Source organism: Promicromonospora sp. MEB111, from assembly GCF_030209445.1.
Classification (GTDB): domain Bacteria; phylum Actinomycetota; class Actinomycetes; order Actinomycetales; family Cellulomonadaceae; genus Promicromonospora.
Genome location: NZ_JARVSD010000001.1, coordinates 22,718 through 45,724 on the forward strand (window position 1 = coordinate 22,718; position 23,007 = coordinate 45,724).

Sequence of the window (23,007 nt, forward strand, 5' to 3'; positions counted from 1 at the left end):
CAGGAGCCCGTCGACCAGGCCGTCCTCACCGAGCGTCCCGTCGAGGACCTCCTCGACGACGCCGGAGATGTCGGTGTGCACGACGGACTCGGCGGCGTCGCCGGCCGGAGCGAGCTCCGTCGCGTCATCAGCCGGAGTGACCGCCGCATCGACCTCCGCCGTGTCGCCCGCCAACCCCTCGGGCGCAGCAGCAGGCGAGGCAGCACCCTCGATCGCCTCGGGTGCTCCCTGAGCAGGATCCGGCAGACCGTCGCCCGCGGCGTAGGCCGAGGCGGCGCCGACGACCACGAGGCCGCCTGTCACGAGTGCCGTGTACAGCGCCCGTCGAAAGTTCTTGTGCATGGGTCTCTCCTTGCCTGGCGTGGAGCCGACGGCACATACGCCGTCGGGTGGTGCCGCACACGCGTGCGCGGACCAGCCAGGTCAGGCAGGAGAGACAGGGATGTCCGTGTAGCTGCTCGCCAGCTTGGCGCGCGACTCGTCGGTCGACACGCGCCAGGAGCGCGCCCGGAAGACCAGCAGGGCGGAGAGCACCGCGAGGGCGTCGCCGCCCGGCACCTTGAGCTGCGGCGCGCCGCCGCCCAGGGCGCCACCGGCGCTCCCGGCGGACGCCGCGGTGCCCACACCGCCGGCGGCGAGCGGGAGGCCCGCCCCGAGCAGGCCCGGACCGCCCGTCTCCACGACGCCCGCCGTCACGACGCTCAGCGTGTCGACGGTGTCGACGGCGGCCGCAGGGGCGGCTGCACGCATCAGGTCGAGCATCGCGTGCTGGACCCCGGCCGAGGTCCAGACCACGACACCCGCGACGTCACCGGAGGTCTGCAGCGCCCCCGGGTACGTCGGCTCTGTGGGGTCGTCGACCCGCTGGGTGGGGACCACCGTCGTCGGCTCGCCCGTGGCCGGCTCGGCCGGCAGCACGCCGGGCGCCGAGGGAACGAGCGGCTCCACGACCGGGTCCAGCGGCTCGACGACCGGGGCGAGCACCTCGCCGACGGGGGCGACGGCCTCGCCGACCGGCGTCAGCACGGGCGCCAGGGCGTCCGTGACCGGGGCGGTCACCGGCGTGAGCGCCCCCGTGATCGGGGCGGTCACGCCGCCCACGACGTCGGTCACCGGGGCCAGCACGTCGACCACGGGGGTCAGGAGGCCGCCCGTCACAGGGGCCAGCGGCTCGGTCACGGCGCCGAGCACCGGAGCGAGCGGCGAGACGACCTGCCCGACGACGCCCGTCACCGGGGCCAGCACCTCGCCGACCGGGGCGGTCACCGGGGTCAGGACGTTGCCGACCTGCTCCGTGACGGGCTTGAGGACCGGGTCGGAGACCTGCTCGACGACCTCGGCGACCTGCGCGACGGGCTTCTCGGTGACGCCGGTGAGGATCTGCCCCACGGGCTCCGTCACCGCCGTCCGGACCGGCGTCGTCACCGGCTCCAGCACGCCTCCGGAGACGGCCGCGACGACGTCGTCGACGGCCTGCGTGACAGGCTCCGCCGGCTTCTGCGCCGACGACGTCCCAGCGGGCGACGGCTTCGCGGCCGACGACGGCGCGGGCTCTGCGGAGGCCGGCTCCGGTGTGGCGGTCCCCGTGGTCCCGGCGGAGCCGGGAGCGGGTGCGGCGGCAGGAGCGGCAGCGGGCTCGGCCGGCTTCGCGGCGGGCGCAGCCGCCGGCGCAGGCGCAGCAGGAGAAGCCGCAGGCGCGGGAGTCGCGGACCCCGGAGCATCCGGCTTGGTCGCCGCCCCGGTGCCGCCCGTCGCGGCCTGGTCGATCGTCGTGACCGCGCCGAGCACCTCGGTCGTCTTCACGACGGTCTGGACCGTCGCCTCCACCGTGTCGCCGAGCACCGAGCCGAGCGACGGGCGCTCGGCAGCGCCCGAGGGGGCCGCGAGGCCGACGCCGAGCGCGAGGCCCGCGGCGCCGAGCGCGAGGCTGCCGACGGCACGCACGACGACGCGACGGAGGTGGTCCCCCGTGCTCGTCAGCGCGTCCTTCGACATCGGTCTCCCGCTCTCCGGCCCGAGGCGGGCCGCTCAGCAGTCATGCATACACATTTAATCTGCGGGGCGTTCCGAGGTTCGGCAACTACAAACCTGCGGTTTGCGGATCGAGAATATTGTGCATGGGTACCGGCGTATGTCGGAAGAGGTGCGATATCCCGGTTATTTCAGGGCATCAAGCGCTATCGGCAGGGCACTGGAGCAGAGCGGGTGAACTCTCGTGGATCACCCGACGGTGGCCCCGAACACCAGCCCCAGGAGGTAGGTGGCAGCGGCCGCGCCGAGCCCGATCGCGATCTGGCGCAGCGCCCGGGTGAGCGGGGAGGTACCCGACAGCAGGCCCACGACGGCGCCCGTCACCAGCAGCGCGATCCCCACCAGCGCGGTCGCGACGACGACCGCCGCCAGCCCGTCGAGTCCGAACAGGTAGGGCAGCACCGGGACCACCGCACCCGACGCGAAGAACAGGAACGACGACACCGCCGCGCCCCAGGCGGTCCCGTGCGTCTCCAGGTCGTCGACGTCGGCGGCGGGGCCGTTCTCCGCGGCGGGCTCCAGGAGCAGCCCGCCCGACGAGGGCGCCACGGCGAGCCGCGCGAGCACGGCGTCGGCACGCGCCGTCGCCTCCTCGCTGGCCATGCCCCGCGCCCGGTACACGAGCGCGAGCTCGTTCGCGTCGACGTCGAGGTGCGGCAGCGCGTCGTCGGCCGTGGGCGACGGCGACGACGCCTCGAGCAGCTCCCGCTGCGAGCGCACCGACACGAACTCGCCGGCGCCCATCGAGAGCGCACCCGCGAGGAGGCCCGCGAGCCCGGTGAGCAGCACCGTGCTCGTCGCGACGCCGGAGGCCCCGATGCCGAGCACGAGCGCGAGGTTCGACACCAGACCGTCGTTCGCGCCGAAGACCGCGGCGCGGAACGTGCCCGACAGCCGGTTGCGGCCGCGGGTGGCCAGCGCCCGCACCACCTCCTCGTGGATCTGCTCGTCGGCCGCCATGGTCTCGGTGGCGTCCGCGTCGTGCGCGTACGAGGACCGGGCCTCGGCCCGCTGGGCGAGCGCCAGCACGAAGACGCCGCCGAACCGGCGGGCCAGGAAGCCGAGGCCGCGGGTCCGCAGGTCGCCGCGCACGGGCGCACCGACGTCGGAACCGAGGAGGTCGAGCCAGTGCGACTCGTGCCGCTTCTCCGCCCGCGCGAGCGCGAGCAGGATCTCGCGCTCCTCGCCCGTGCGCCGGCCCGCCAGGTCGCGGTAGACCGCGGCCTCGGCCCGCTCGTCGGCGAGCAGCCGGCGCCACCGCCGGATGTCGGCGCGGGTCCTGGGGCGCGAGGGATGCAGCCCCTGCGCGCGCTGCTCGGGCGTGGGTGTGCCGCCGGACGAGCGTCGGGCGGGGTCGGAGGGTACGTGAGGCACACCGCCATCATGCCCGTGGATCGCCGGTCGTGGGTTTCGTAGGCCCTTGGCCTCGGTTTCGCCGCGCCGAACTCTCGAACGCCGTCCAGCACCGGCCAGGCGTCCGGATTCTCGGGCAGAAGGATGCACAATGGACGCCGTGATCATCGTCAGCACGCACGGGTCGGCCGCGCCGGGCGGCGCGATCGGATGGGCGTGGATCAACCACGCGGGCGGGCAGTTCGACTCGGGCGGCGCGGCCCAGGGCAACGATCAGGTCGCCGCACTCTCAGCTCTGCTCCGCGCCATCGACGCGCACCCCGGCAGCGAGCCGCTGCTCGTGGAGTCCGGCTCGCAGTACGCCGTGCGGTCCGTGTCGGAGTGGTCCGAGGGGTGGAAGCGCAACGGCTGGCGCTCCCCCGCGGGCGAGCCCGTGCCGAACGTCGGCCTGGTGCAGGACATCGACCGCGCCGTCACCGAGCGCACCGGTCCCGTGCGGTTCCACTGGGTACGTGGTCACGTGGGCAACCCGTACAACGAGCGGGTCGACCAGCTCGCCGGGTTCGCCGCGGAGGAGTGGGCCGCGGGACGCGGCGGCGTCGGCGAGATGCTGGTGCCCGACGCCGGGATGATCCCCGACGCGGAGCTGCGGGACGGCAGCCTCACCGTCGAGGCCCGCGAGAGCACGGCGCCCGTGACGCGGCCGACGCCGGTCGTGACCGGCGCCGGCGCGGGCCGCACCTGGCAGTCGGACACCCTCTTCTAGCGAGAACGAGAACGCTGCCCAGCCAGCACGCCCGGAAAGTTGCTGGTTCCGGGCGCGACGGCTGGGCAGCCGCGTCGAGCGAGGGCTACAGGCCGACGAGCAGGAGCTCCTCCGGGGTCCGCGCCGCCGCGGCGACCCTGGTGTCGTCGACCGTGCGGACGACGTCGTCCCCGGTGCCCGCCTCGTCGGCGGGCTCGTCGGCCACCTCGCGGACGAACAGCGGGACCGGCTTGGCCGTGCGGGCGCTGAACTCGAGCCGGTCGGCCACCGCACGGGCGTGCTGCGCCATGTCGTGCGCGATGGTGACGCTCTGGCCGAGGTACGCGCTCGGGTCGATCAGGCGGCAGATCTCGTCGCGGTCGAAGTAGGCGCTGACGGTCGCGTTCCGCACCAGCAGGTCGAGGAACTGCACGTCGCCCACGGCCGACTCCTGGGCCACCTCGTAGACGACCTCGTGCGCCTTCTGCCGGCCGATGCGCTCGCCCAGCTCCATCATGAGCGACTCCGAGCCGATGAGGCCCTCGCTCAGCGCCAGGTTGGCGCGCATCCGCTGCTCGTCGAGCTCCAGGCCGTCGAGGATCACGTCCAGGCGGGTCAGGATGTCACCGGCCAGGACGGCGGCACGCGAGACCGTCGACTCCAGGAGGTCGGTCATGCCGCCGTTCGCCTCGTGGTCGTGCTGCATCGACTCGAGCGCGGGCGCCGCGAGGGCGCGCAGCTGGGCGCTCATCGACAGGAGGTCGAGGGCGAGCTGCGGGTTGCGCTTGTGCGGCATGGTCGAGCTGCCGACGGTGCCCTCCGGGATGGGCTCGAACGCCTCGCCGAACTCCGGCTGCATCATCGAGTAGATGTCCTTGCCGATCTTGCCGGCCGTGCCGGCGACCTGGCCCAGGACGAGCACGAGCTCGACGATGCCGTCGTTGATCGCGCGCGACGGCACGGGCATGGTGCCGAGCCCGAGGTGGTTGGCGACCCGGCGCTCGACCTCGCGGCCCGCGGGCCCGAACGACGCGAACGTGCCGACGGCGCCGCCCATGAGCACCCGGAAGAGCCGGTCCTCGAGGCGCTCGAGCCGGTCGGTGTGCGCCGTGAGCTCGTCGATCCAGACCGCGACCTTGAAGCCGAACGTCACGGGCACCGCGTGCTGGCTGTGCGTGCGGCCCGCCATCGGCACCGCCGCGGACGCGTCCGCCTGCTTGGACATGCCCCGCAGCACCTTGGCGAGCAGGTCCTTGACCGCCCGGTGCGCGTCGCGCAGCACGAGCACGTCCGCCGTCTGGGTGATGTTCTGCGTGGTGGCGCCCCAGTGCACCCAGCCGCCGTACTGGCGCCCGACCACGCGGGCGAACTCCTCGATGAGCGGCATCAGGGGGTGGCTGGCGGACGCCGTCTCGGCCGCCACGCGGTCGAGGTCCAGCTTCTCGATCTGCGCGGCCCGGGCGATCGTCTCGCCGGCCGGCTCCGGAATCAGGCCGATCTCAGCCTCTGCGAGCGCGAGCGCGGCCTCGACGTCGAGGCGCGCCTGGAATCGGTTCTCGACGCTGAAGAGGTGCGCGATCCCGGCGTCGGGAACGCGTCCGTCCGTGAAGTGTCGAATCGATTCGCCATTCATCCCTGGTAACCCCACTCAGTTCTTGTGTCGTACGTGACTGGACGTGCTCTGCTGGGCCCGTACCCCGTCTCGGGGTCAGGCCGCCGGCGAGTTCCCTGTTCCACGTCGTACCGGTCGCCGCAGGACCTAGCCTGCCCGCTCACCGTGCCGAACTCGCTGTGCTTCATGCGCCTGCATCGACTCGCCGTACCGCCTTGCTCTACCGAATTGTGGGAGAGGATGCGCGCACCAGGCTAGCGGAAGTGTTTCCAGAATGTAACGGGAGTGAGGTCCGTCACATGAATTTCCGGTGACATCTGGCCCCGGACCAGGCCTTCCGGGGAGCGTGGGTGAACTTTGGCGCGTCTCGCATCGCGGAACGGCGCCGACCGGACCTCGGCCGCCCGGGCAACGCAGAGGGCCCGGCCGCGTGCGCCACGACGTGGCGTGCGGCCGGGCCCTCCGTCGCGGGCACCAGCTCTCGGCTCGAACGCTCCGCGCGGTCAGCCCGCGGCGGCGTCGTCGGCCGGCGTCTCGCGTTCGTCGTGTTGCGACCCGTACGTGTCGGTCACGCTCCGGTGCATGAGCGTGGTCCGGCGAGGGTTGGCGATGGAGTGGTACTGGGCGTCGTCGGCGTCCGTCATGGGTCCTCCTCCGGTGCAGGCTTACGGCTCCGCTGCACGTGGTTCACCCGCTGGTCTGCGGATCAACCATCCTCGTTGATACCGAGTCGCGCGTCGACTGAAGAGGCTGTGACGTCGGCCTCACCGCGCCGTCAGATCCGCACCCGGTACGTCGTGGGGAAGATCTGGAACCGCCCCGCCACCAGGCCCCACAACCCGCGCGGCGCGAGGAGCACGACGGCCACCGCGACCCCGCCGAGCACCACGAGGTACCAGGTGCCGAGCGGCGCGAGGGCCTGCTGCAGCGCCCAGTAGAGGACGGCCCCCACGAGCGGCCCCTCGATGGTCCCGATGCCACCGACCACGACGATGAAGATCATCGCGGCCGTCCAGTTCACGGAGTAGATCGACCCCGGGGTGACGCCCAGCGTGCTCAGCGCGATCAGCGCGCCCGCGAGCGCGGCGCCGGCCGATCCCGCGACGTAGACGATGCGGCGGCCCCGGTCCACGGCCACGCCCAGGCTGCTCGCCGCGACGCGGTCGTCGCGGATCGCCGTGAGCCCGAGTCCCACGCGGGACCGCATGAGCAGGTAGGTCCCGAGCACGACGGCGACCATGAGCGCCAGCGCGAACCAGTAGACGAAGGCCACGCGGTCGACCCGGTCGGTGCCCCGGAAGGCGCTCAGGGACAGCCCGCTGCCGCCGCCGAGGCCGCCGATCTGCATCGTGACCAGGCGGAACACCTCGGCCACCACCCAGGTGCCGATCGCGAAGTACCCGCCGGCGAGGCGGAACACCAGGTAGCTCGTCGGCAGGGCGAGCACGGCGCCCACGAGGCCGGCCGCGAGGACGGCGGCCCACGGCGGGGCGCCGACCGCGTCGGCGAGCTGGATCAGGGCGTACCCGCCGACGCCGACGTACGCCTGCTGGCCCACGCTCACCATGCCGCCGTACCCGGCGAGCAGGTTCCAGGTGGTACCGAGTATCACGAGCGCGAAGAGCATGACCAGGCTGGACAGCGCGCCGAGCGTCACGACGTACGGGACGACGGCGGCGAGGAGCACCACGACGAGCACGAGCACCCCGCCCCCGACGACGGACCCACGACCGCCCCGCGTCACCGTCGGGGTCGCCGGAGGCGCAGCCGGGACGGCGGCGTCCGCGGTGGTGTTCGGTGCGCTCATGCCGGCACGCTCCTCGGCAGCAGGCCGCCGGGCCGGACCACCAGCACGGCGAGGAAGACGAGGTGCCCGGCGAGCACCCCGGACTGCGGGTCGATCTGCGCGCCGATCGTCTGGGCCAGGCCCAGCACGATGCCGCCCAGGAGCGTGCCCCACAGCGACCCGAGCCCGCCGATGATCACGGCCTCGAACGCGAACAGCAGCACGAGGTCGCCGTAGCCCGGCGAGAACTGCGTGCTCATGCCGACGAACACGCCCGCGAGCGCCAGCGTGGCGAACGCCAGGGCGGTCGCCACGGCGTACGTGTGCCTCGGGTCGACGCCGTACATCGCGGCGGCGCCGGCGTCGTCGGCGACGGCACGCATGGCGCGCCCCGTGGCCGTGCGGGCCAGGAAGACCTGGACCGCCGCGATGACCGCGGCGGCCACGACCAGCGTGATCAGGGGCAGCAGCCCCACCGAGAGCGGGCCGAGCGGCACGCCCGCCGAGGCGAGGTCACCCGTGGGGATCTTGCGGGTGTCCGCGCTGAACACCTCCTGGAGCAGGCTGGTCAGGGCGACGGCGACGCCGAACGACACCAGCAGCGGCGCGAGCTCGCCCGCACCCCGCGAGCCCTGGCGGGCGGAGTCCGACCCCCGCACCTGCGCGAGGGCCGGGTTGAACAGGCCGCGCTGCACCGCGTACCCGAGCACCGCGAACACCGGCACCACCACGACGACCGCGAGCCACAGGGGCAGGCCCTGCTGCACCAGCACGAGCGACAGGTAGGCGGCGAGCACCGCGAGCACGCCGTGCGCCAGGTTGACGATGCGCATCACGCCGAAGATCAGCGACAGGCCGCAGGCCAGCAGGGAGTACTGCCCGCCGAGCAGCACACCCTGCACGCCGGCGTTGAGCCAGTCCATCAGGCCTCCGTGGGTCTCGGGGCGGGGGCGGGGGTCGGGGCGGCGGCGATGCCGAAGTAGGCGTCCGCCACGGCCTCGCGGTCCAGCCCCGCGGCCGGGGCCTCCAGCACGGTGCGCCCGCCCAGGAGGCACTGGACGCGGTCGGCCACGCGCAGCGCCTGGTCCAGGTCCTGCTCGACGACGAGCGCGGTGGTGCCCTCCGCGGTGATGCGGCGGACGGCGTCGTAGATCTGGGTGACGACGGAGGGCGCGAGCCCGAGCGACACCTCGTCCAGCAGCAGCACGCGCGGGTTGGTCAGGAGGGCCCGGCCGATCGCCACCGCCTGCTGCTGCCCGCCCGACAGCACGCCGCCGCGTCGGTCCCGGATCTCGGCGACGTGCGGGAACACGTCGTAGACAGCACGCAGGTCCCACGGCCCGAACCGCCTCGGGTAGCGGCCCATGAGCAGGTTCTCCTCGACGGTGAGCGACGGGAACAGGCGCCGCCCCTCCGGCACGAGCGCGATGCCGCGCCGCACCCGCCGGTGCGCGGGCACCCGGGTGACCGGGTCGCCGTCGAGCAGCACGGTGCCTGCCGTGGGCAGGTGGGTGCCCGCGAGCGCCGCGAGCAGCGTGGACTTGCCGGCGCCGTTGGCGCCGAGCACCGCGAGGGTCTCGCCCTCGGCGAGGGTCAGCCCGACGCCGTCGACGGCGAGCAGGTCGCCGTACCGGACCTCCAGGCCGGCCACCTCCAGGACGCTCATGCCGGCTCCCCCGGGACGGAGTCAGGCACTGAGTCGACGGTGGAGCCCAGGTACACCTCGACCACCTGCGGGCTGCGGATCACCTCGTGCGGGTCGCCCTGCGCGATCACCTCGCCGGCGGCGAGGCACAACAGCCGGTCCACGACGTCGAGCAGCGCGTGCAGCACGTGCTCGATCCAGACCACTGCCACACCGTCGTCCCGCAGGCGGCGGACCAGGCCCACGACCTGCGGCAGCTCGCGGTCCGTGAGGCCGCCCGCGATCTCGTCGAGCAGGAGCAGGCGTGGCCCGGTCGCGAGGGCCCGCGCGACCTCCAGCCGCTTGCGGTCCAGCAGGCGCAGGCTGCCCGACGGCGTGTTGGCCGCCCCGGTCAGGTCCGTCACCGCGAGCGCGTGCCAGGCCCGGTCCCGGGCGTCGCCGGCGGGGCCCGCGCCGTCGGCGCGACCGCCGGGTGCGCCACCGCCGCCGGGCCGCCTCCCGGCGAACGAGGCCCCGACCAGCACGTTCTCGAACACGGTGAGTCGGCCGAAGGGGCGCGGCACCTGGTACGAGCGCGCGACGCCCCGGTCGGCGCGGGCGGCCGCGCCGAGCCGGGTGACGTCCTGCCCGTCCAGCGTCACGGTCCCGGCGTCGGCCCGCAGGGTGCCCGCGACGACGTCGAGCAGCGTGGTCTTGCCCGCGCCGTTCGGGCCGACGAGGCCCAGGGCCTCGCCGGCGGACAGCTCGAACGAGACGTCGCGGGCCGTGACCACCCGGCCGAAGCGCTTGGCGACGCCGGTCACCCGCAGCAGGGGTTCCGTCACCGGAGCGGCTCGACCTCGCCGCCCGTCGGGATCTCCGGGGCCAGCGTGTTGGAGACCACCACGAGCTCGTAGGGGTTCTGGCCCTCGTCCGCGCCGTCGTCCAGGCGCCACTGGCCGCCGACCAGCGGGGTCTTGGCCACGTAGGGCGGCACGCTGTCGTCGACGCCCCAGGCGATGTCGCCCACCACGGTGGAGACCTCCAGCGTGGACAGGGCCTCGGTGATCGCGTCCGGCTCGGTGGAGCCGGCCTCCTGGACGGCCGCGACCGTGATCTCGAACAGGGCCTCGGCGAAGCCGAGGGGCTGCGTCCACTGCTTGCCCGTGTCCGTCTCGTACTGGTCGGCGAGCTCCTGCGCGGTCTGCCCGGTCAGCGACGAGGTGAACGGCGCCGTGGGGTGCCACCACACCTCGGAGGTGAGGCCGTCGCCCGCGTTGCCCAGCGCCTCGACCGACGACGGGAACAGCAGGGCCTTGCCGATCGTCGCGACCTTGGGCCGGTAGCCCTGCTGGCCGGCCTGCTGCCAGAACGTGGTGAAGTCCGGCGGGATCGGCACGCCGACCAGGATGTCGTGGCCCTCGAACGCGGAGAGCTGCGCGGAGAAGTCCTGGGTGCCGTTCGGGTAGAGGCCCGGGTCGTCGATCGTGACGCCGGTGTCCTTCGTGAGGGCCGGGAAGTTGGCACTCCACGCCTGCCCGTCCGGGTCGTTCGGGAACAGGCCGGCCGCCTTCTGGTTGGTGTCCACCTGGCTCCAGATGTCCGCGTACACCGCGGAGACGTCCTCCAGGCCCCAGAACGCGTGGTAGCTGTACTTCAGGTCGGCGGGCTCGTCGCCCTCCCTGATCGCGAACGGCTGCCAGGGCGCGACCGTCGAGATGCACGGGACCGAGTTGGCCTCGCACTGCTCCGAGACAGGGTTGGTGATGTCCGGCGTGGACGACGTGAGCACCAGGTCCACGCCGTCGCTGTTGATCAGCTCGGCCGCCACCTCGCCCGCGCGGGCGGAGTCCGACTGCGAGTCCTTCACGATGATCTCGACGGTCTGCTCGGCGCCGTCGACGGTCACCGGGTTGTCCGCGAACCACTTCTCCATGGACTCGATCACGTAGGTGTTGGCCTCACCGAACGGCGCCGACGAGCCCGTCTCGGTCGAGACGAAGCCGATCTTCAGGACGTCGTCGTCCCCGCCACCCCCGACCGTGCCGCCGCCCACGTCGCCGCAGCCCGCCAGGGCGCCCGCCAGGGCTGCCGTCGACGCGCAGACCACCAGCGCCCGCGCGTTCAGGGACCGTCCGTTGCCAACCATCGTCGTACTCCAAGTCTGTCGTCGAGCCTCTGGCTGTCAGACCCACAGGTCACCGGGGTGACCTGTGGGTCTGACACGGGGAGTGCGGCTTGCCGGTAGTGCTTGGTGCAGGTTCGGGTGGTGCTGGTGGTTCGGTGTTCGGGTGGGTCAGTCGGCCGGGGCGAGGACGACGTCGAAGCGGGTGCGAGCCCAGGTGCCCTCGACCGCCCGGCCGTCGGGCGTCGGCGTGCCCGCGGGCAGCTCCTCGAAGTCCATGACGAGCGAGTCCTTGACGCCGAACACCGAGTCCGACGCGAGCAGCTCGTCGCCGCGCACGAAGATGTGCGTCACGAGCGTGCGCAGCCCGGGCGCCGTCACCATGAAGTGCAGGTGCGCGGCGCGCATCGGCGAGCGCCCCGACGCCGCGAGCAGCGCGCCGACCGGTCCGTCGTGCGGGATCGGGTACGGCGTGGGCGTGACGCCCCAGAACCGGTACCCGCCGTCGTCGGCGGAGAAGAGGTGCGCGCGGCCGGAGGTGCGCTCGTCGCCGTACTGGACGTCGTAGAAGCCGTCCTCGTCCGCCTCCCACACCTCGATCCGCGCGCCCGGGACCGGCTTGCCGGACGTGTCGGTGACCGTGCCCTCCACCCAGCAGGGCTGCCCGGTCGCGCCGCCCGCGATGTCGCCGCCGTCCTCGATGCGCGGCGCGTCGTCCACGAAGAACGGGCCGAAGACCGTGGCCTCCGTCGCGTTCTCGTACGCCGCGTTGTTGATGGCGATGGTCTGCATGGAGGCGCCCAGCACGTCGGACAGCAGGATGAACTCCTGCCGCTTGTCGTCCGTGATGTGCCCGGCGGCGGTGAGGAACTCGATGCCCCGGTTCCACTCGTCCTCGGTGAGCCGCACCTCGCGCAGGAACGCGTGCAGGTGCCGGGTCAGGGACTGCATGACGGTCGCGAGCCGTGCGTCGCCGGCGCCCGCGAAGGACGCCGCCACCCGGTCGGTGAGCTCCTGCTCGCGGGCGGCCTGCTCGGCCCCGGCGCGCTCGGCGGAACCGCCTGGCTCAGCCATCGTGCTCAACCCGTCCGAGGACCGACCGCAGCGCGTCGCCCAGCGCCCCCGCCGGGTCGTCGGCCAGGGTCTGGGCGCGCCAGGCCACGTGCGCGTCCGGGCGGACCAGGATCGCGCCCGATTCCTCGACGCCGCGCATCTTCGCCCAGTCGTAGTAGGTGTCGATGACCTCGCGCCCCGGCCCGATGACGACCGCCTCCAGCGGCACGCCGAGCTCGTCCGCGACCTTCGCGGCGGCGTCGGCCCAGGCCTCGCCGGCGATGCCGGTCACGAGCGTGAACTGCCCGTACGGGACCAGGTCGTGCGTCGAGCGCTTGTGCCCGTCGACGTCGGCCACCCACACGTGCGGGAACCGCGCGCCCGGGACGGTGGACTGCTTGTAGTAGAGCTCGGGGTCGCGCTCGTCCACAGGCTGGGGAGAACCGTCGGGGACGATCGCCGCCGACGCGTAGAACTGGCCCATGTCCACGCCGTGCGCGTTGAACTCGTAGTGCTTGAGGTCCATCGCCTCCACGAGCGCCGCGCGCTTGGCCGCGCCGGCCGGCGTGTTCGCCTTGCGCTCGTCGATCGCGGCCTGCATCGCCTCCGGCGTCTCGGCGTCCAGGACCCCGAGCACCTCCATGAAGCGGAACTCGCCGCCCGACTTGTTGGCGCGCAGCACGATCTGCTCGGCGACCGGCGCGCGCTCGGCCGAGTAGGTCTCCAGCAGCGACGGCGCCGCCTGCCCCTTGAGCACGGCCGCGATCTTCCAGGCCAGGTTGTACGAGTCCTGGACCGACGTGTTGGAGCCGAGGCCGTTGCTCGGCGGGTGCCGGTGCACGGCGTCGCCCGCACAGAAGACGCGGCCCTGCTGGAGGTGCGTCGCGTACATCTGGTTGTTGCCCCACAGCGAGTAGCCCGTGATCTCGACGTCCAGGTCCTCGACGCCCACGAGCTGGCGCACGATCTCGGTCGCCGCCGCGTCGTCGAGCTGCGGCGGCTCGCCGGCGATGTCGTAGCCCCAGACGATGAGCCACTCGTTCCACGGCCGGACCATGCGGACCAGGCCGGCGCCGATGCCGCCGACGTCGGAGCCGGGCTGCAGCACCCAGTACAGGACGGACGGGCGGTGGCCCACGAGGTGCGTGAGGTCGGCCTTGAACGTGATGTTCATGGAGCCGGCGATGTCCATCGCCCCCTCCATGGGCAGGCCGATGTCCGCGGCCACCTGGGAGCGGGCGCCGTCGCCGCCGATCAGGTACCTCGACCGGATCGTGTACTCGGTGCCGGTGACCCGGTCGAGCACGCGGGTGCTCACGCCGTCGGCGTCCTGCGTGTGGCCCAGGTACTCCGTGGAGAACCGCGACTGGGTGCCCCGCTGGGTCGCGTTCTTCACCAGGATCGGCTCGAGGTAGGTCTGCGGGATGTCGACGGTGAGCGACGGCGAGGCCAGCCGTGCGTCCGCCTCGCGGGCGGGGTGGGTCTCCCAGGTCAGGATGCGGCCGATCTCCTCGCCCGCGATCGTCGTGCAGAACACGGTGTCGCCCACCAGCTCGTGCGGCGTCGCGTCCGCGAGCACCTGGTCCTCGATGCCCAGGTCGCGGAAGATCTCCATGGTCCGCTGGTTGGTGATGTGCGCGCGGGGCGTGTTCGCGGTCCAGCGGTACTTGGTGATCATGATGTTGCCGATCCCCAGGCTGGACAGGAAGAGCGCCGCGGACGCCCCCGCCGGGCCGGACCCCACGACCAGCACGTCGGTCTCGACCACCGTGCCGTGTCCCTCCGGGGTCGTGCCGGCGGCGGTGCTGGGCAGTGCGGTCTCGGTCTGACCGTCGTCGAACTCAGGCATGCGCACAGGGTGCCGTGTGCTCCGACCTGGGAAAAGGGTCGGCCATGAAAGTCGGCGGAAATCATCAAGACGGGGTGTGGGCGACTCTGCGCCGGGCACGGCCCGACGGCGGCGTCGGCGGGTGCGTGCTCAGCGCCGCACGGCGAGCGCGTACCTGCGGGCCTCGGACGGCGACATGCCCGACTGCTCCCGGAAGACGCGCGAGAACTGCGCGGCCGACGAGAACCCACAACGCCGGCCGATCGCCTCGACGGTCTGCTCCGCGTACGACGGCATGCGCAGCATCCGGCTCGCCATCTCCACGCGTCGGCGGGCGACCAGGCGCGGCACGCTCGTGCCGTGCTCGGCGAGCACCCGCGAAAGCTGTCGCTCGCTCAGGCCGATCGCGTCGGCGATCCGGCGGGCCGACATGGTCGGGTCGCGCAGCCACCGGCGCACGTACCGCTCGGCCGCGGCGAAGTGCGCGCCCGCGGCCTGCGCCCCGGATCCCAGCGGCCGGACCAGCACCGCCGTGACGAGGTCGAGCACGGCGTCCTCGTCGGCCGCGCCGTCGCCGTCCGGACCCACCGCGCGGGCGACCAGCTCGGCGAGGGCCGCGGCGTGGGCGTTGCCGCCCGACGGGGAGGGCGTGCCGAACTCGATCACCTGGGCGGTGCGCGGCATGGTGCCGCCCGCGGCGCGGAACACGTCGTACGGCACCTTGACCGCCAGCTCCTCCAGCCCCTGGGAGAACCCGCGCAGGAACGGCCGGTCGGCGTCGCACACCAGGAGCTGGCCGGGTCGCAGCATCCGCACACCGTCGTCGTGGTAGAAGAAGGCCTCGCCCCTCAGCGTGAAGTAGAGGGCCACGGACTCGGTCGGTCGGGTGCGGACCGTGCGGGCCGTGCGCTCCACGGCGTGCGGGTTGGCCTCGACGTGCGCCAGGTGCAGCCGGTCGAGCTGGAGGTTCGCCTCGGACGCCTCGAGCGCCGAGTCGTCCTCGAACATGCGGCACTGCAACGCCACGAGGGCGTCGGCGTTGTGCTCCTCCCAGAGCTCGATCCGGCGCGCCGCGGGCAGGCCTCGCGTGGAGAAGCGGTCGACGGCGCCGCGCGACGCCGGTGTGGCACGACTCACGAGCCCCACAGTAGGTGCAGCACCCGGCGCGCACCAGGACCCGCCGCGCTCGACCGGCGTGTTGCCCCGTGGCGTGTTCGCCCAGGTCAGAGCCGCTGGCGGCGACCAGGGGTGCGCTCGGCCGCCGGACGCAGGATGCTCGTCCCATGTCCGACGAGACGTTGCCGCCCCCGCCCGCCGCGGCGCGGCCCCCCGCCCTGCGGCCCACGCGCGACCCGCAGCTCGTGCTGCTCCGGCACGGCCAGACCGAGTGGAGCGCGAGCGGCCGGCACACCGGCCGCACCGACCTGCCGCTCACGGCGGCCGGCGAGACGCAGGCCCGGTCCGCGGGCGCGACCCTGGCCGCCTACGAGTTCGCGGCCGTCTTCACGTCCCCGCGGACCCGGGCGCGGCGGACGGCGGAGCTCGCGGGCCACCCCGGCGCCGTCGTCGACGAGGACCTCGCCGAGTGGGACTACGGGCCGGTGGACGGCCGCACCTCGCGCGACGTCTCGGAGATCCTGGGGCGCGAGTTCCAGATCTTCGAGGACGGCGTCCAGGTGCTGCCGCCGTCCGACGAGCACGGCGAGGGCCGGCCGGGCGAGACGCTGGACCAGGTCGCCGTGCGCGCCGCGCGGGTCATCGCCCGGGCGGAGCAGGTGCTGGCCGGGGCGGGGACGGGAGCCGGCGGCGACGTGCTGCTCGTGGCGCACGGCCACCTGCTGCGCGTGCTCGCCACCGTGTGGCTCGGCGTCGACCCGCGGCTCGGGGCCCGGTTCGAGCTCGGCACCGCGGCCGTGTGCCTGCTGGGGTACGGGCACAGCCTGCGCACGATCGAGGGATGGAACCTGGCCGCACAGTAGATCCAGTTGGCGCAGTAAGGCAGTATTCGCGGCATGAGGGAAGAGCACCTCGCCGAGGGCGAGACCATCGTGTTGCAGCTCCGCACTCACCCGAAGAAGATCGTCAAGCCGATCCTGCTGCTCCTGGTGCTGGTCGTGATCCTGATCGCCGTCTGGGTGCTGCCGCTGCCGATCGACCCGATCGTGCTGTGGTTCGCGACGGCGATCCTCGTGGTGCTCGGCCTGGTCGCCTCCGCGGGGCCGTTCCTGCGCTGGCGCACCACGCGCTACATCATCACCAACCAGCGGGTCGCGCTGCGCACCGGCATCCTGACGCAGACCGGCCGGGACATCCCGCTCTACCGGATCAACAACGTCACGTTCGAGAAGCAGCTCAGCGACCGGATCTTCGGCTGCGGCACCCTCGTGATCTCCGACGGCACGGACCAGCCGGGCATGGTGCTCGACGACGTGCCCGACGTCGAGCAGGTGCAGCGCACCCTCCAGGACCTGGTCCGCCAGGGCAAGCTCCTCAGCGACGACTGACCGGACCCTCCGCGCGCGATCACACCTGTGCGGGGTCGATGATCTCGGCCAGGTCCGCGCCCGCGCGGAGCAGCGCGACCGTGCGGGTGGCGATCTGGTCGAGGCGCTGGTCCAGGATCCGGCGGGCCTCGGCGGTCCCCTCGCCGCCGCCGTCGTCGGCACCCGGGAGGCGGCGCAGGCTCACGACGACGTCGCGCACGGCCGGGATGCCGTACCCGCTGGAGCGCAGCGCGGCCACGACGCGCGCCTCCCGGATCACGGCCGGCCCGTACTGCCGGGCCCGCAGGGTCGTCACACGCTCCGGGACCGCCAGCCCCTCCTGCTCCCAGAACCGGAGCGTGGACGTGCGCACCCCGAGCGCGGCGGCGAGCTGGGTGATGGTCATGACATCCGCGTCGACGTGCGCGGTACCGGCGTCGGGCCCGTCCTCCTCGCCCTCGATGGCCGCGAGCGCCGCCTGCGCCCGCAGCGCCTCGTCGCGGTCGGCGGCGAGCCGGACGTGCACGGCGCCGATCGCGGCCGCGGCGTCGGCGAGCGTGCCGGTGCGAGCCTCGGCGAGCAGACGCCGCGCGACCACCGGCCCGGCGGCGCTCGCCAGCCCCCGGTACGCCCGCAGCGCGCGGACGTGCACCGGCCCGTACGAGCGGTAGCCGTTGGCCGAGCGCGCGGCCGGCGGAAGCACGCCCAGCCGCTCCAGGTCGCGGACCTGCTGCACGGACCAGCCGGACTCCCGCGCGACTTCGGCGGTACGGAGCGGCCGCGGTTCCTCGGGTGTCATGCGCTCAACCCCACAGCAGCACTTGAAGGTGATGCTTGAACCATGGACCTTCAGCAGAGTACCGGCCCGACCGTCGAGCAGATCATCGACGCCGTCCGCGAGCTCGACGGCGCCCTCGTCGTCGCGCCGGCGGTCGGCGACGCCACCGTCCCCGAGCTGGCCTGGGGCGACGCGTTCTTCTACTACGCCCCTGACGGCCAGATGCCCCGGAACGTCCAGCCGTACGGGACGGTCGTCACCAAGAACTACCCGGACGACACCAGCTCCGACCTCGACCCCGCGGGACGCTGGCGGGTGAACGTCCACGTCGGTCGTGCGCGGCTGGCCGAGCTCGTCGGAGCCGCCGCGCCTGAGCCGGGCGAGCCGGCGCCAGGACCGGCCACCGCCGACGTCGTCCAGCCGCACCCGGTGTACGGGACGGCCGGCTGGGTGTCCGTCGTCAACCCCGGACCCGCGACCGGAGCACTGGTGCTCACCCTTCTGCGCGACGCGCACGACGCCGCACGCGCCCGATTCGAGCGCCGTCGCTGACGTCCGGGGCCGAGCCCGCGGGAAGGGCCGGGGGAACGCCTGCACCGCCGGGTGGGTGACGGAGAGGTAGCAGTGCTACGTCAGCGTTACCCACCCGGCCGTGTACGCCTCCCGCCGGAGGGCCGGTCGACAGCGAGCCGAGCGTGGCCGGTCAGTCGACGACGGCGCGGGCCGCGGCCTGCTCGCTGCGGCGGTGCATGTCGACGCTGAGCCGGATCTCGCCCGCGGCGTGCGCGTTGAGCAGCCGCTGCGCGAGCTCCTCCAGGGTGTCGGGTTCGGCAGCGGCGGCCGCGTCCGCTCCGGCTCCGGCCGCCGCGCGCGCCAGCCCGTACTGCGCGCCGAACCAGTCCGCGACGGTCACCCCGTGCAGGGGATGGTGCACGACGTCGACGGTGTCGCCCGCGCCGAGATCGCCGTTCTCGATCACGCGCAGGTAGGCGCCCGTGCGGTTGGCCTGCGTGAACCGGCGCACCCAGCGCTGCTCGCCGAGGCGCCGTCCGAAGGTCTGGCAGGGCGTGCGCGGCTGCGTGACCTCCAGCAGCGCCGAGCCGACCTGCCACCGCTCGCCGATCACCGCACCGTTCACGTCGAGGCCGCTGACGCGCAGGTTCTCGCCGAAGAGCCCGGGCGTGACCTCCCGGCCCAGCTCGGCGGACCAGTGGTCGGCGTCCTCCTGGGCGTAGGCGTAGACCGCCTGGTCGAGGCCGCCGTGGTTGGCGCGGTCGGCCTGCACGTCCGCGTAGAGGCCGTAGGGCCGCACCTTGACCCGCCCCTCGACGGGACGCTTGTCGATCGCCGTGACCCCCACGGGGCCGGGGTCTGGATGCAGGACGTACACGCGACAGACCGCGAGGAGCTCAGCCATGCGGTCATTTTCTCATCCGCACGGCACCCCTCCCAGGTGTCGGACCCACAGGTCACCCGGGTGACCTGTGGGTCCGACACGGGGTTACTTGCCCCTCGGCAGCGGCAGCGGCTCCATCCACTGGTCGTTGGCCGTGAGGTCGATGCCGTACTCGCCGGCGAACCGCATGCGGGTGCCGGTCAGCACGCCGTCGACCGACTCGTCGAGGTCGTAGACCCGGGCGCCGCGCAGGCGGTTGCGCTCGGCGCCGCCCAGCCCGTAGGTGCCGAACCCGGTGTTCCCCGCGTACCCGAGCAGCACGCCGTAGTAGTCGCCCGAGTAGGTGTTCACGTGGTCGTGGCCGCAGAACACGCCGCGGACGTCGCCCCGGTGCTGGATCGCGGAGAACATGCCGGAGTTGAAAGGGCCGGGGCACTCGTCCTCGTTGCGCTCGCCCTCGATGCGGTGCCGGGCCTTGCCGCGCTCGTGGTCGGCGTCGGTGCGCCCGTCCACCGAGCCGAACCACATGAACCGGTACTCCCACAGCGGGATGTGGATGAACATGAGGGCCGGCACCACGTACCCGGCCCGGCGCTCGACCTGCACCGACGTGTCGTAGTACCACTTCACCTGGTCCATGCGCAGCCAGTCCCAGTGGGGGTAGCCGTCGAAGTCCTGGCCCGCCAGCGTCTCCGGGGCGTACCGTCCCGAGTCGAGCAGCCAGAGGTTGAACGCCGGACGGCCGTTCCGGCCCTCGATCAGCAGGTTCGAGTTGCCCTGCCCGGTGACGCCGCGCGCCGTCGGGCCGTTCACGTTGTAGCGGTAGGACCGGTAGAAGGCCAGCATGTCGGCCTCGTCCACGCCGCTGTTCGGCGTCGAGTCCTCGTCGTGGTTGCCGAAGGTGATGGCCCACGGGATGGCACGCTCCTCCATGGGCTGCACCACGTTGTTCATCGCCTGGTGCATCTCCAGCGGGGTGTCGCAGCCGCCCGTGATGTTGTCGCCGTTGAGGATCACGAGATCCGGCCGCTCGTCGTCGAGCACCGCGCGCATGAGCTCCAGGGTGCGGCGGTCGATCTTCTCGTCGTCCTGCGTGTCGTTGAACTGGACGATCTTGAACTTCCCGTCCCGCCCGAACCGCAGCGCGCGCTGCGGGTGCCGGCTCAGCTCCACGGCCTCCGCCGGCGCTGCCGCTCCGGCGGCCGCCACGGTCGCGACGCCCGCCGCGCCGAGGCTGCTCAGGGACAGGAAGGTCCGGCGGTCCACGCCGTCCGCAGTGTTCTCAGTCATGCCGACGACGATCGAGGGCCCCGCTGGCGGCCGCCCGACCACCGGGTGGACCCCCGGTGACGGTCTGCTGAACGCCTACCGCACGTGGCGCAGCGCCCGCGCGATCACGTAGACCACCAGGATCAGCACCACGAGTCCGGCGGTCGCGGCGATCTGCGGCCGGGCGGCGGCGTCGGACAGCATGAGGCCCACCACCGCGACGAGCGCCACGAGCGTGACCCACGACAGCCACGGGTAGCCCCAGGCGCGCAGGCGCAGGGTCCCGCCCCGCTCGGCCGCCGCGGCCTCCAGCCGCGGGCGCAGCCGGAGCTGCGAGACGACGACCAGCAGCCACACCACCAGCAGCGCCGAGCCGACGGCGTTCAGCAGCACCCCGAGCAGCGACTCCGGCAGCAGGTAGTTGAGCAGCACCGCGACGACGCCGAAGAACGCCGAGACCAGCACCGCGACCCACGGCACGTCGCGGCGGGAGACCCGGGTCGCGGCCCCCGGGGCGTCGCCGCGCCCGCCGAGCGAGAACAGCATGCGGGACGTCGCGTACACGTTGGCGTTGAACGCGCTCAGCAGCGCGAGCACGACGACGACCTCCATGAGCCGCGCCGCGCCGTCCAACCCGGCCATCTGCAGCACGGACACGAACGGCGACTCGAGCCGGGCGGCGTCGGTCCACGGGATCAGGGCGACCATGATCGCCACCGAGCCGACGTAGAAGAACAGGATGCGCCACAGGATGGTGCGCGTGGCGCTCGCGACCGCGGACTGCGGGTCGCGCGCCTCGGCGGCCGCGATCGTGACGATCTCGATGCCCCCGAAGGCGAAGACGACGGTGAGCAGGCCCGCCGCGATCCCGGGCAGCCCGGCCGGGGCGAACCCGCCGTACTCGGCCCACTCCCCCAGCACGCTGCCCGACACGGGAACCACGCCGACCACGATCAGCACGCCGAGCACGAGGAAGCCGACGATCGCCAGGACCTTGACGGTGGCGAACCAGAACTCGGCCTCGCCGAACTGGCGCACGCCCACCAGGTTGATCGCGCCGAACACGGCGACGACGGCGGCCGCCACGGCCCACTGCGGCACCGCCGGCCACCAACCGTGCACGATCCCGGCGACGCCGGTCACCTCGACGCCGAGCACCATGACGATCGTGAACCAGTACAGCCAGCCCAGCAGGAACCCCGCCCAGCGCCCGAGCGCGGCCTCCGCGTAGACGGAGAACGAGCCGCTGGACGGGAGCGCCGACGCCATCTCGGCGAGCATCCGCATGACGAGCACGACGATCGCGCCCGCTATGGCGTAGCTCACGAGCACGGCAGGGCCCGCGGCGGCGATGCCGAGGCCGGAACCGAGGAACAGACCCGCGCCGATCGCGGAGCCCAGACCCATCATGGTCAGGTGGCGTGTGCGCAGGCCATGGGCCAGCTGCTCGCTGCGGGCGGCGGGTTCGGCGGGGTCGGTCTGGTGGTCGGTGGTGCTCACGACCGACCACGGTAACCCGGGCGGTGAGAGACTCGTGCCTGTGACCGAATCTGCACACACCCCCGTGCACACCCCTGAGGACGACGAGGACTACGGCCTCGAGAAGACCCTGAGCGAGGACCCCGAACCGCTGCCGCACGTGGTCGTGGTGGGCGGCGGGTTCGCCGGCATGGCGGCGGTCCGGGCGCTGAAGGACGCACCCGTACGGATCACGCTGATCGACCGTCGCGTCTACAACACGTTCCAGCCGCTGCTGTACCAGGTCGCGACCGGCGGGCTGAACCCGGGCGACGTCACCTACTTCCTGCGGGGCCTGCGGCTCAAGCAGAAGAACGTGCACGTGGTCCACGAGCACCTGGTGGAGGCCGACCCCGCCGCGAAGAAGATCCGCCTGCTCAACGACCACTGGATCAGCTACGACTACCTCGTGGTCACGGCGGGCGTCACCACCAACTTCTTCGGCACGCCGGGCGCCAAGGAGTTCTCGTTCCCGATGTACTCGCGCTCGCAGGCGATGCGGATCCGCGACAACCTCTTCATCCGCCTGGAGAAGGCCGCGAAGTCGAAGCGCGCCGACGACGGCCTGCGCGTCGTCGTCGTGGGCGGCGGCGCCACCGGGGTCGAGGTGGCGGGCGCGCTCGCGGAGCTGCGGACCGCGGGCCTCGCGCCCGCCTACCCGGAGATCCACGGCGACGCGTTCGAGGTCAAGGTGGTGCAGCGCGGCGGCGAGATCCTCAAGTCGTTCGCGCCCAAGCTGCGGTCCTACGCGGCCAAGGAGCTGCGGCACCGCGGGGTCTCGCTGCACCTGGGTGCCGGGGTGGCCGCCGTGGAGCGCGAGGCCGTCGTCCTCACCGACGGCACCCGCATCCACGCCGACCTCACCGTCTGGTCCGCCGGCGTGCGCGTGCACGACGAGGTGGCCGACTGGGGCCTGCCGCAGGACGAGGGCGGCCGCATCAAGATCGGCGACGACATGCAGGTCGAGGGCCTGCCGGGCGTCTTCGCCGCGGGCGACATCGCGATCTCGCCGTCGGACCTGCCGCAGCTCGCCCAGCCCGCGATCCAGGGCGGCCTCGTGGCGGGCCGGAACATCTGCGCCCTGCTCGACGGCGAGCCCCTGCAGGAGCTGCGCTACGTGGACAAGGGCACGATGGCGGTGATCGGCCGCCGCGCCGCGATCGCCGAGATCAACCTGCCCGGGGGCCGCCCGCTGCGCATCACCAAGGGTCTCGCCTGGATGGTGTGGCTGTTCGTGCACATCATGTCGCTCATCGGGCCCCGCAACCGGGTCACGACCCTCGCCGGCCTGGTCACGCGGTACGGGTTCCCGTTCCACCGGCGTCCGATCCCGATCGTGGGCGACGTGCCGACGGTCCGGCCGCCCCGGACGGGCGCCCGGCGGCCCTGAGCGTTTCACCCCCGTA

At 73.2% G+C, this 23,007-nt stretch carries 21 protein-coding genes; 5 read left to right on the forward strand and 16 right to left on the reverse strand.

Annotation, left to right across the window (positions count from 1 at the left end; all coding sequences use genetic code 11):
* Positions 1-423: 423 nt before the first annotated feature.
* Together QRN56_RS00100 and QRN56_RS00105 are read right to left on the reverse strand one after the other, a co-directional pair.
* Entirely contained in the window at positions 424-1,995 is a 1,572-nt protein-coding gene (locus QRN56_RS00100; RefSeq protein WP_285100431.1) for a hypothetical protein, read from the reverse strand.
* A 225-nt stretch (positions 1,996-2,220) separates the two neighbouring features.
* Positions 2,221-3,405, reverse strand: a complete 1,185-nt coding sequence (locus tag QRN56_RS00105; RefSeq protein WP_502928731.1) for a VIT1/CCC1 transporter family protein — start codon at positions 3,403-3,405, stop codon at positions 2,221-2,223.
* 130 nt (positions 3,406-3,535) lie between these two features.
* Here QRN56_RS00105 and QRN56_RS00110 point away from each other — a divergent pair, with 130 nt between their 5' ends.
* Positions 3,536-4,150, forward strand: a complete 615-nt coding sequence (locus QRN56_RS00110; RefSeq protein ID WP_285100432.1) for a ribonuclease H family protein — start codon at positions 3,536-3,538, stop codon at positions 4,148-4,150.
* Between the two features lie 85 nt (positions 4,151-4,235).
* On the opposite strand, the gene QRN56_RS00115 is transcribed toward QRN56_RS00110, so the two are convergent.
* From QRN56_RS00115 to QRN56_RS00160, 10 genes are all read right to left on the reverse strand, one after another.
* Entirely contained in the window at positions 4,236-5,762 is a 1,527-nt protein-coding gene (locus tag QRN56_RS00115) for a class-II fumarase/aspartase family protein (RefSeq protein WP_285100433.1), read from the reverse strand.
* Positions 5,763-6,244: 482 nt separating this feature from the next.
* A complete protein-coding gene (locus tag QRN56_RS00120) occupies positions 6,245-6,385 on the reverse strand; it encodes a hypothetical protein (protein WP_285100434.1) in 141 nt (46 codons plus the stop codon).
* Positions 6,386-6,516: 131 nt separating this feature from the next.
* A complete protein-coding gene (locus QRN56_RS00125; RefSeq protein WP_285100435.1) occupies positions 6,517-7,548 on the reverse strand; it encodes a branched-chain amino acid ABC transporter permease in 1,032 nt (343 codons plus the stop codon).
* Positions 7,545-8,450 carry a branched-chain amino acid ABC transporter permease gene (locus tag QRN56_RS00130; RefSeq protein ID WP_285100436.1) on the reverse strand — a complete coding sequence of 302 codons (906 nt, stop codon included), beginning with the start codon at positions 8,448-8,450 and terminating at the stop codon, positions 7,545-7,547. The genes QRN56_RS00125 and QRN56_RS00130 overlap by 4 nt, the downstream gene beginning before the upstream one ends.
* Positions 8,450-9,193, reverse strand: a complete 744-nt coding sequence (locus QRN56_RS00135; protein WP_285100437.1) for an ABC transporter ATP-binding protein — start codon at positions 9,191-9,193, stop codon at positions 8,450-8,452. Before QRN56_RS00135 ends, QRN56_RS00130 begins: the two co-directional genes overlap by 1 nt.
* On the reverse strand, positions 9,190-9,996 hold the full coding sequence (locus QRN56_RS00140; RefSeq protein ID WP_285100438.1) for an ABC transporter ATP-binding protein: 807 nt from the start codon (positions 9,994-9,996) through the stop codon (positions 9,190-9,192). The genes QRN56_RS00135 and QRN56_RS00140 overlap by 4 nt, the downstream gene beginning before the upstream one ends.
* Positions 9,993-11,300, reverse strand: a complete 1,308-nt coding sequence (locus QRN56_RS00145) for an ABC transporter substrate-binding protein (RefSeq protein WP_285100439.1) — start codon at positions 11,298-11,300, stop codon at positions 9,993-9,995. Before QRN56_RS00145 ends, QRN56_RS00140 begins: the two co-directional genes overlap by 4 nt.
* Before the next feature lie 147 nt (positions 11,301-11,447).
* Positions 11,448-12,350, reverse strand: a complete 903-nt coding sequence (locus tag QRN56_RS00150; RefSeq protein WP_285100440.1) for a hydroxyquinol 1,2-dioxygenase — start codon at positions 12,348-12,350, stop codon at positions 11,448-11,450.
* Positions 12,343-14,178, reverse strand: a complete 1,836-nt coding sequence (locus tag QRN56_RS00155) for an FAD-dependent oxidoreductase (protein WP_285100441.1) — start codon at positions 14,176-14,178, stop codon at positions 12,343-12,345. The genes QRN56_RS00150 and QRN56_RS00155 overlap by 8 nt, the downstream gene beginning before the upstream one ends.
* A gap of 129 nt (positions 14,179-14,307) precedes the next feature.
* Positions 14,308-15,294 (reverse strand): helix-turn-helix domain-containing protein, encoded by a 987-nt coding sequence (locus tag QRN56_RS00160; RefSeq protein WP_285100442.1) that lies wholly within the window; start codon positions 15,292-15,294, stop codon positions 14,308-14,310.
* A gap of 146 nt (positions 15,295-15,440) precedes the next feature.
* Between QRN56_RS00160 and QRN56_RS00165 the strand changes: the two genes are divergently transcribed.
* Both QRN56_RS00165 and QRN56_RS00170 read left to right on the forward strand, forming a co-directional pair.
* The gene (locus QRN56_RS00165; RefSeq protein ID WP_285100443.1) at positions 15,441-16,136 is read left to right on the forward strand and encodes a histidine phosphatase family protein; all 696 of its coding nucleotides are present in this window, start codon (positions 15,441-15,443) and stop codon (positions 16,134-16,136) included.
* Between the two features lie 33 nt (positions 16,137-16,169).
* Complete coding sequence (locus QRN56_RS00170; RefSeq protein ID WP_285100444.1) at positions 16,170-16,661, forward strand: PH domain-containing protein; 492 nt, start codon at positions 16,170-16,172, stop codon at positions 16,659-16,661.
* A 19-nt stretch (positions 16,662-16,680) separates the two neighbouring features.
* Here the strand turns inward: QRN56_RS00170 and QRN56_RS00175 are convergent, their stop codons facing one another.
* Positions 16,681-17,439: a MerR family transcriptional regulator gene (locus QRN56_RS00175; protein WP_285100445.1), complete on the reverse strand. Its 759-nt coding sequence runs from the start codon at positions 17,437-17,439 to the stop codon at positions 16,681-16,683.
* Between the two features lie 42 nt (positions 17,440-17,481).
* On the opposite strand from QRN56_RS00175, the gene QRN56_RS00180 reads away from it, so the two are divergent.
* Positions 17,482-17,970: a DUF6194 family protein gene (locus QRN56_RS00180; RefSeq protein WP_285100446.1), complete on the forward strand. Its 489-nt coding sequence runs from the start codon at positions 17,482-17,484 to the stop codon at positions 17,968-17,970.
* A gap of 151 nt (positions 17,971-18,121) precedes the next feature.
* On the opposite strand, the gene QRN56_RS00185 is transcribed toward QRN56_RS00180, so the two are convergent.
* The 3 genes from QRN56_RS00185 to QRN56_RS00195 all read right to left on the reverse strand — a co-directional run bounded on the left by QRN56_RS00185 (position 18,122) and on the right by QRN56_RS00195 (position 21,583).
* Complete coding sequence (locus QRN56_RS00185) at positions 18,122-18,835, reverse strand: MOSC domain-containing protein (RefSeq protein ID WP_285100447.1); 714 nt, start codon at positions 18,833-18,835, stop codon at positions 18,122-18,124.
* A gap of 84 nt (positions 18,836-18,919) precedes the next feature.
* Complete coding sequence (locus QRN56_RS00190; RefSeq protein WP_285100448.1) at positions 18,920-20,104, reverse strand: metallophosphoesterase family protein; 1,185 nt, start codon at positions 20,102-20,104, stop codon at positions 18,920-18,922.
* Between the two features lie 75 nt (positions 20,105-20,179).
* On the reverse strand, positions 20,180-21,583 hold the full coding sequence (locus QRN56_RS00195; RefSeq protein WP_285100449.1) for an amino acid permease: 1,404 nt from the start codon (positions 21,581-21,583) through the stop codon (positions 20,180-20,182).
* 40 nt (positions 21,584-21,623) lie between these two features.
* On the opposite strand from QRN56_RS00195, the gene QRN56_RS00200 reads away from it, so the two are divergent.
* A complete protein-coding gene (locus tag QRN56_RS00200) occupies positions 21,624-22,991 on the forward strand; it encodes an NAD(P)/FAD-dependent oxidoreductase (protein ID WP_285100450.1) in 1,368 nt (455 codons plus the stop codon).
* Positions 22,992-23,007: the final 16 nt, after the last annotated feature.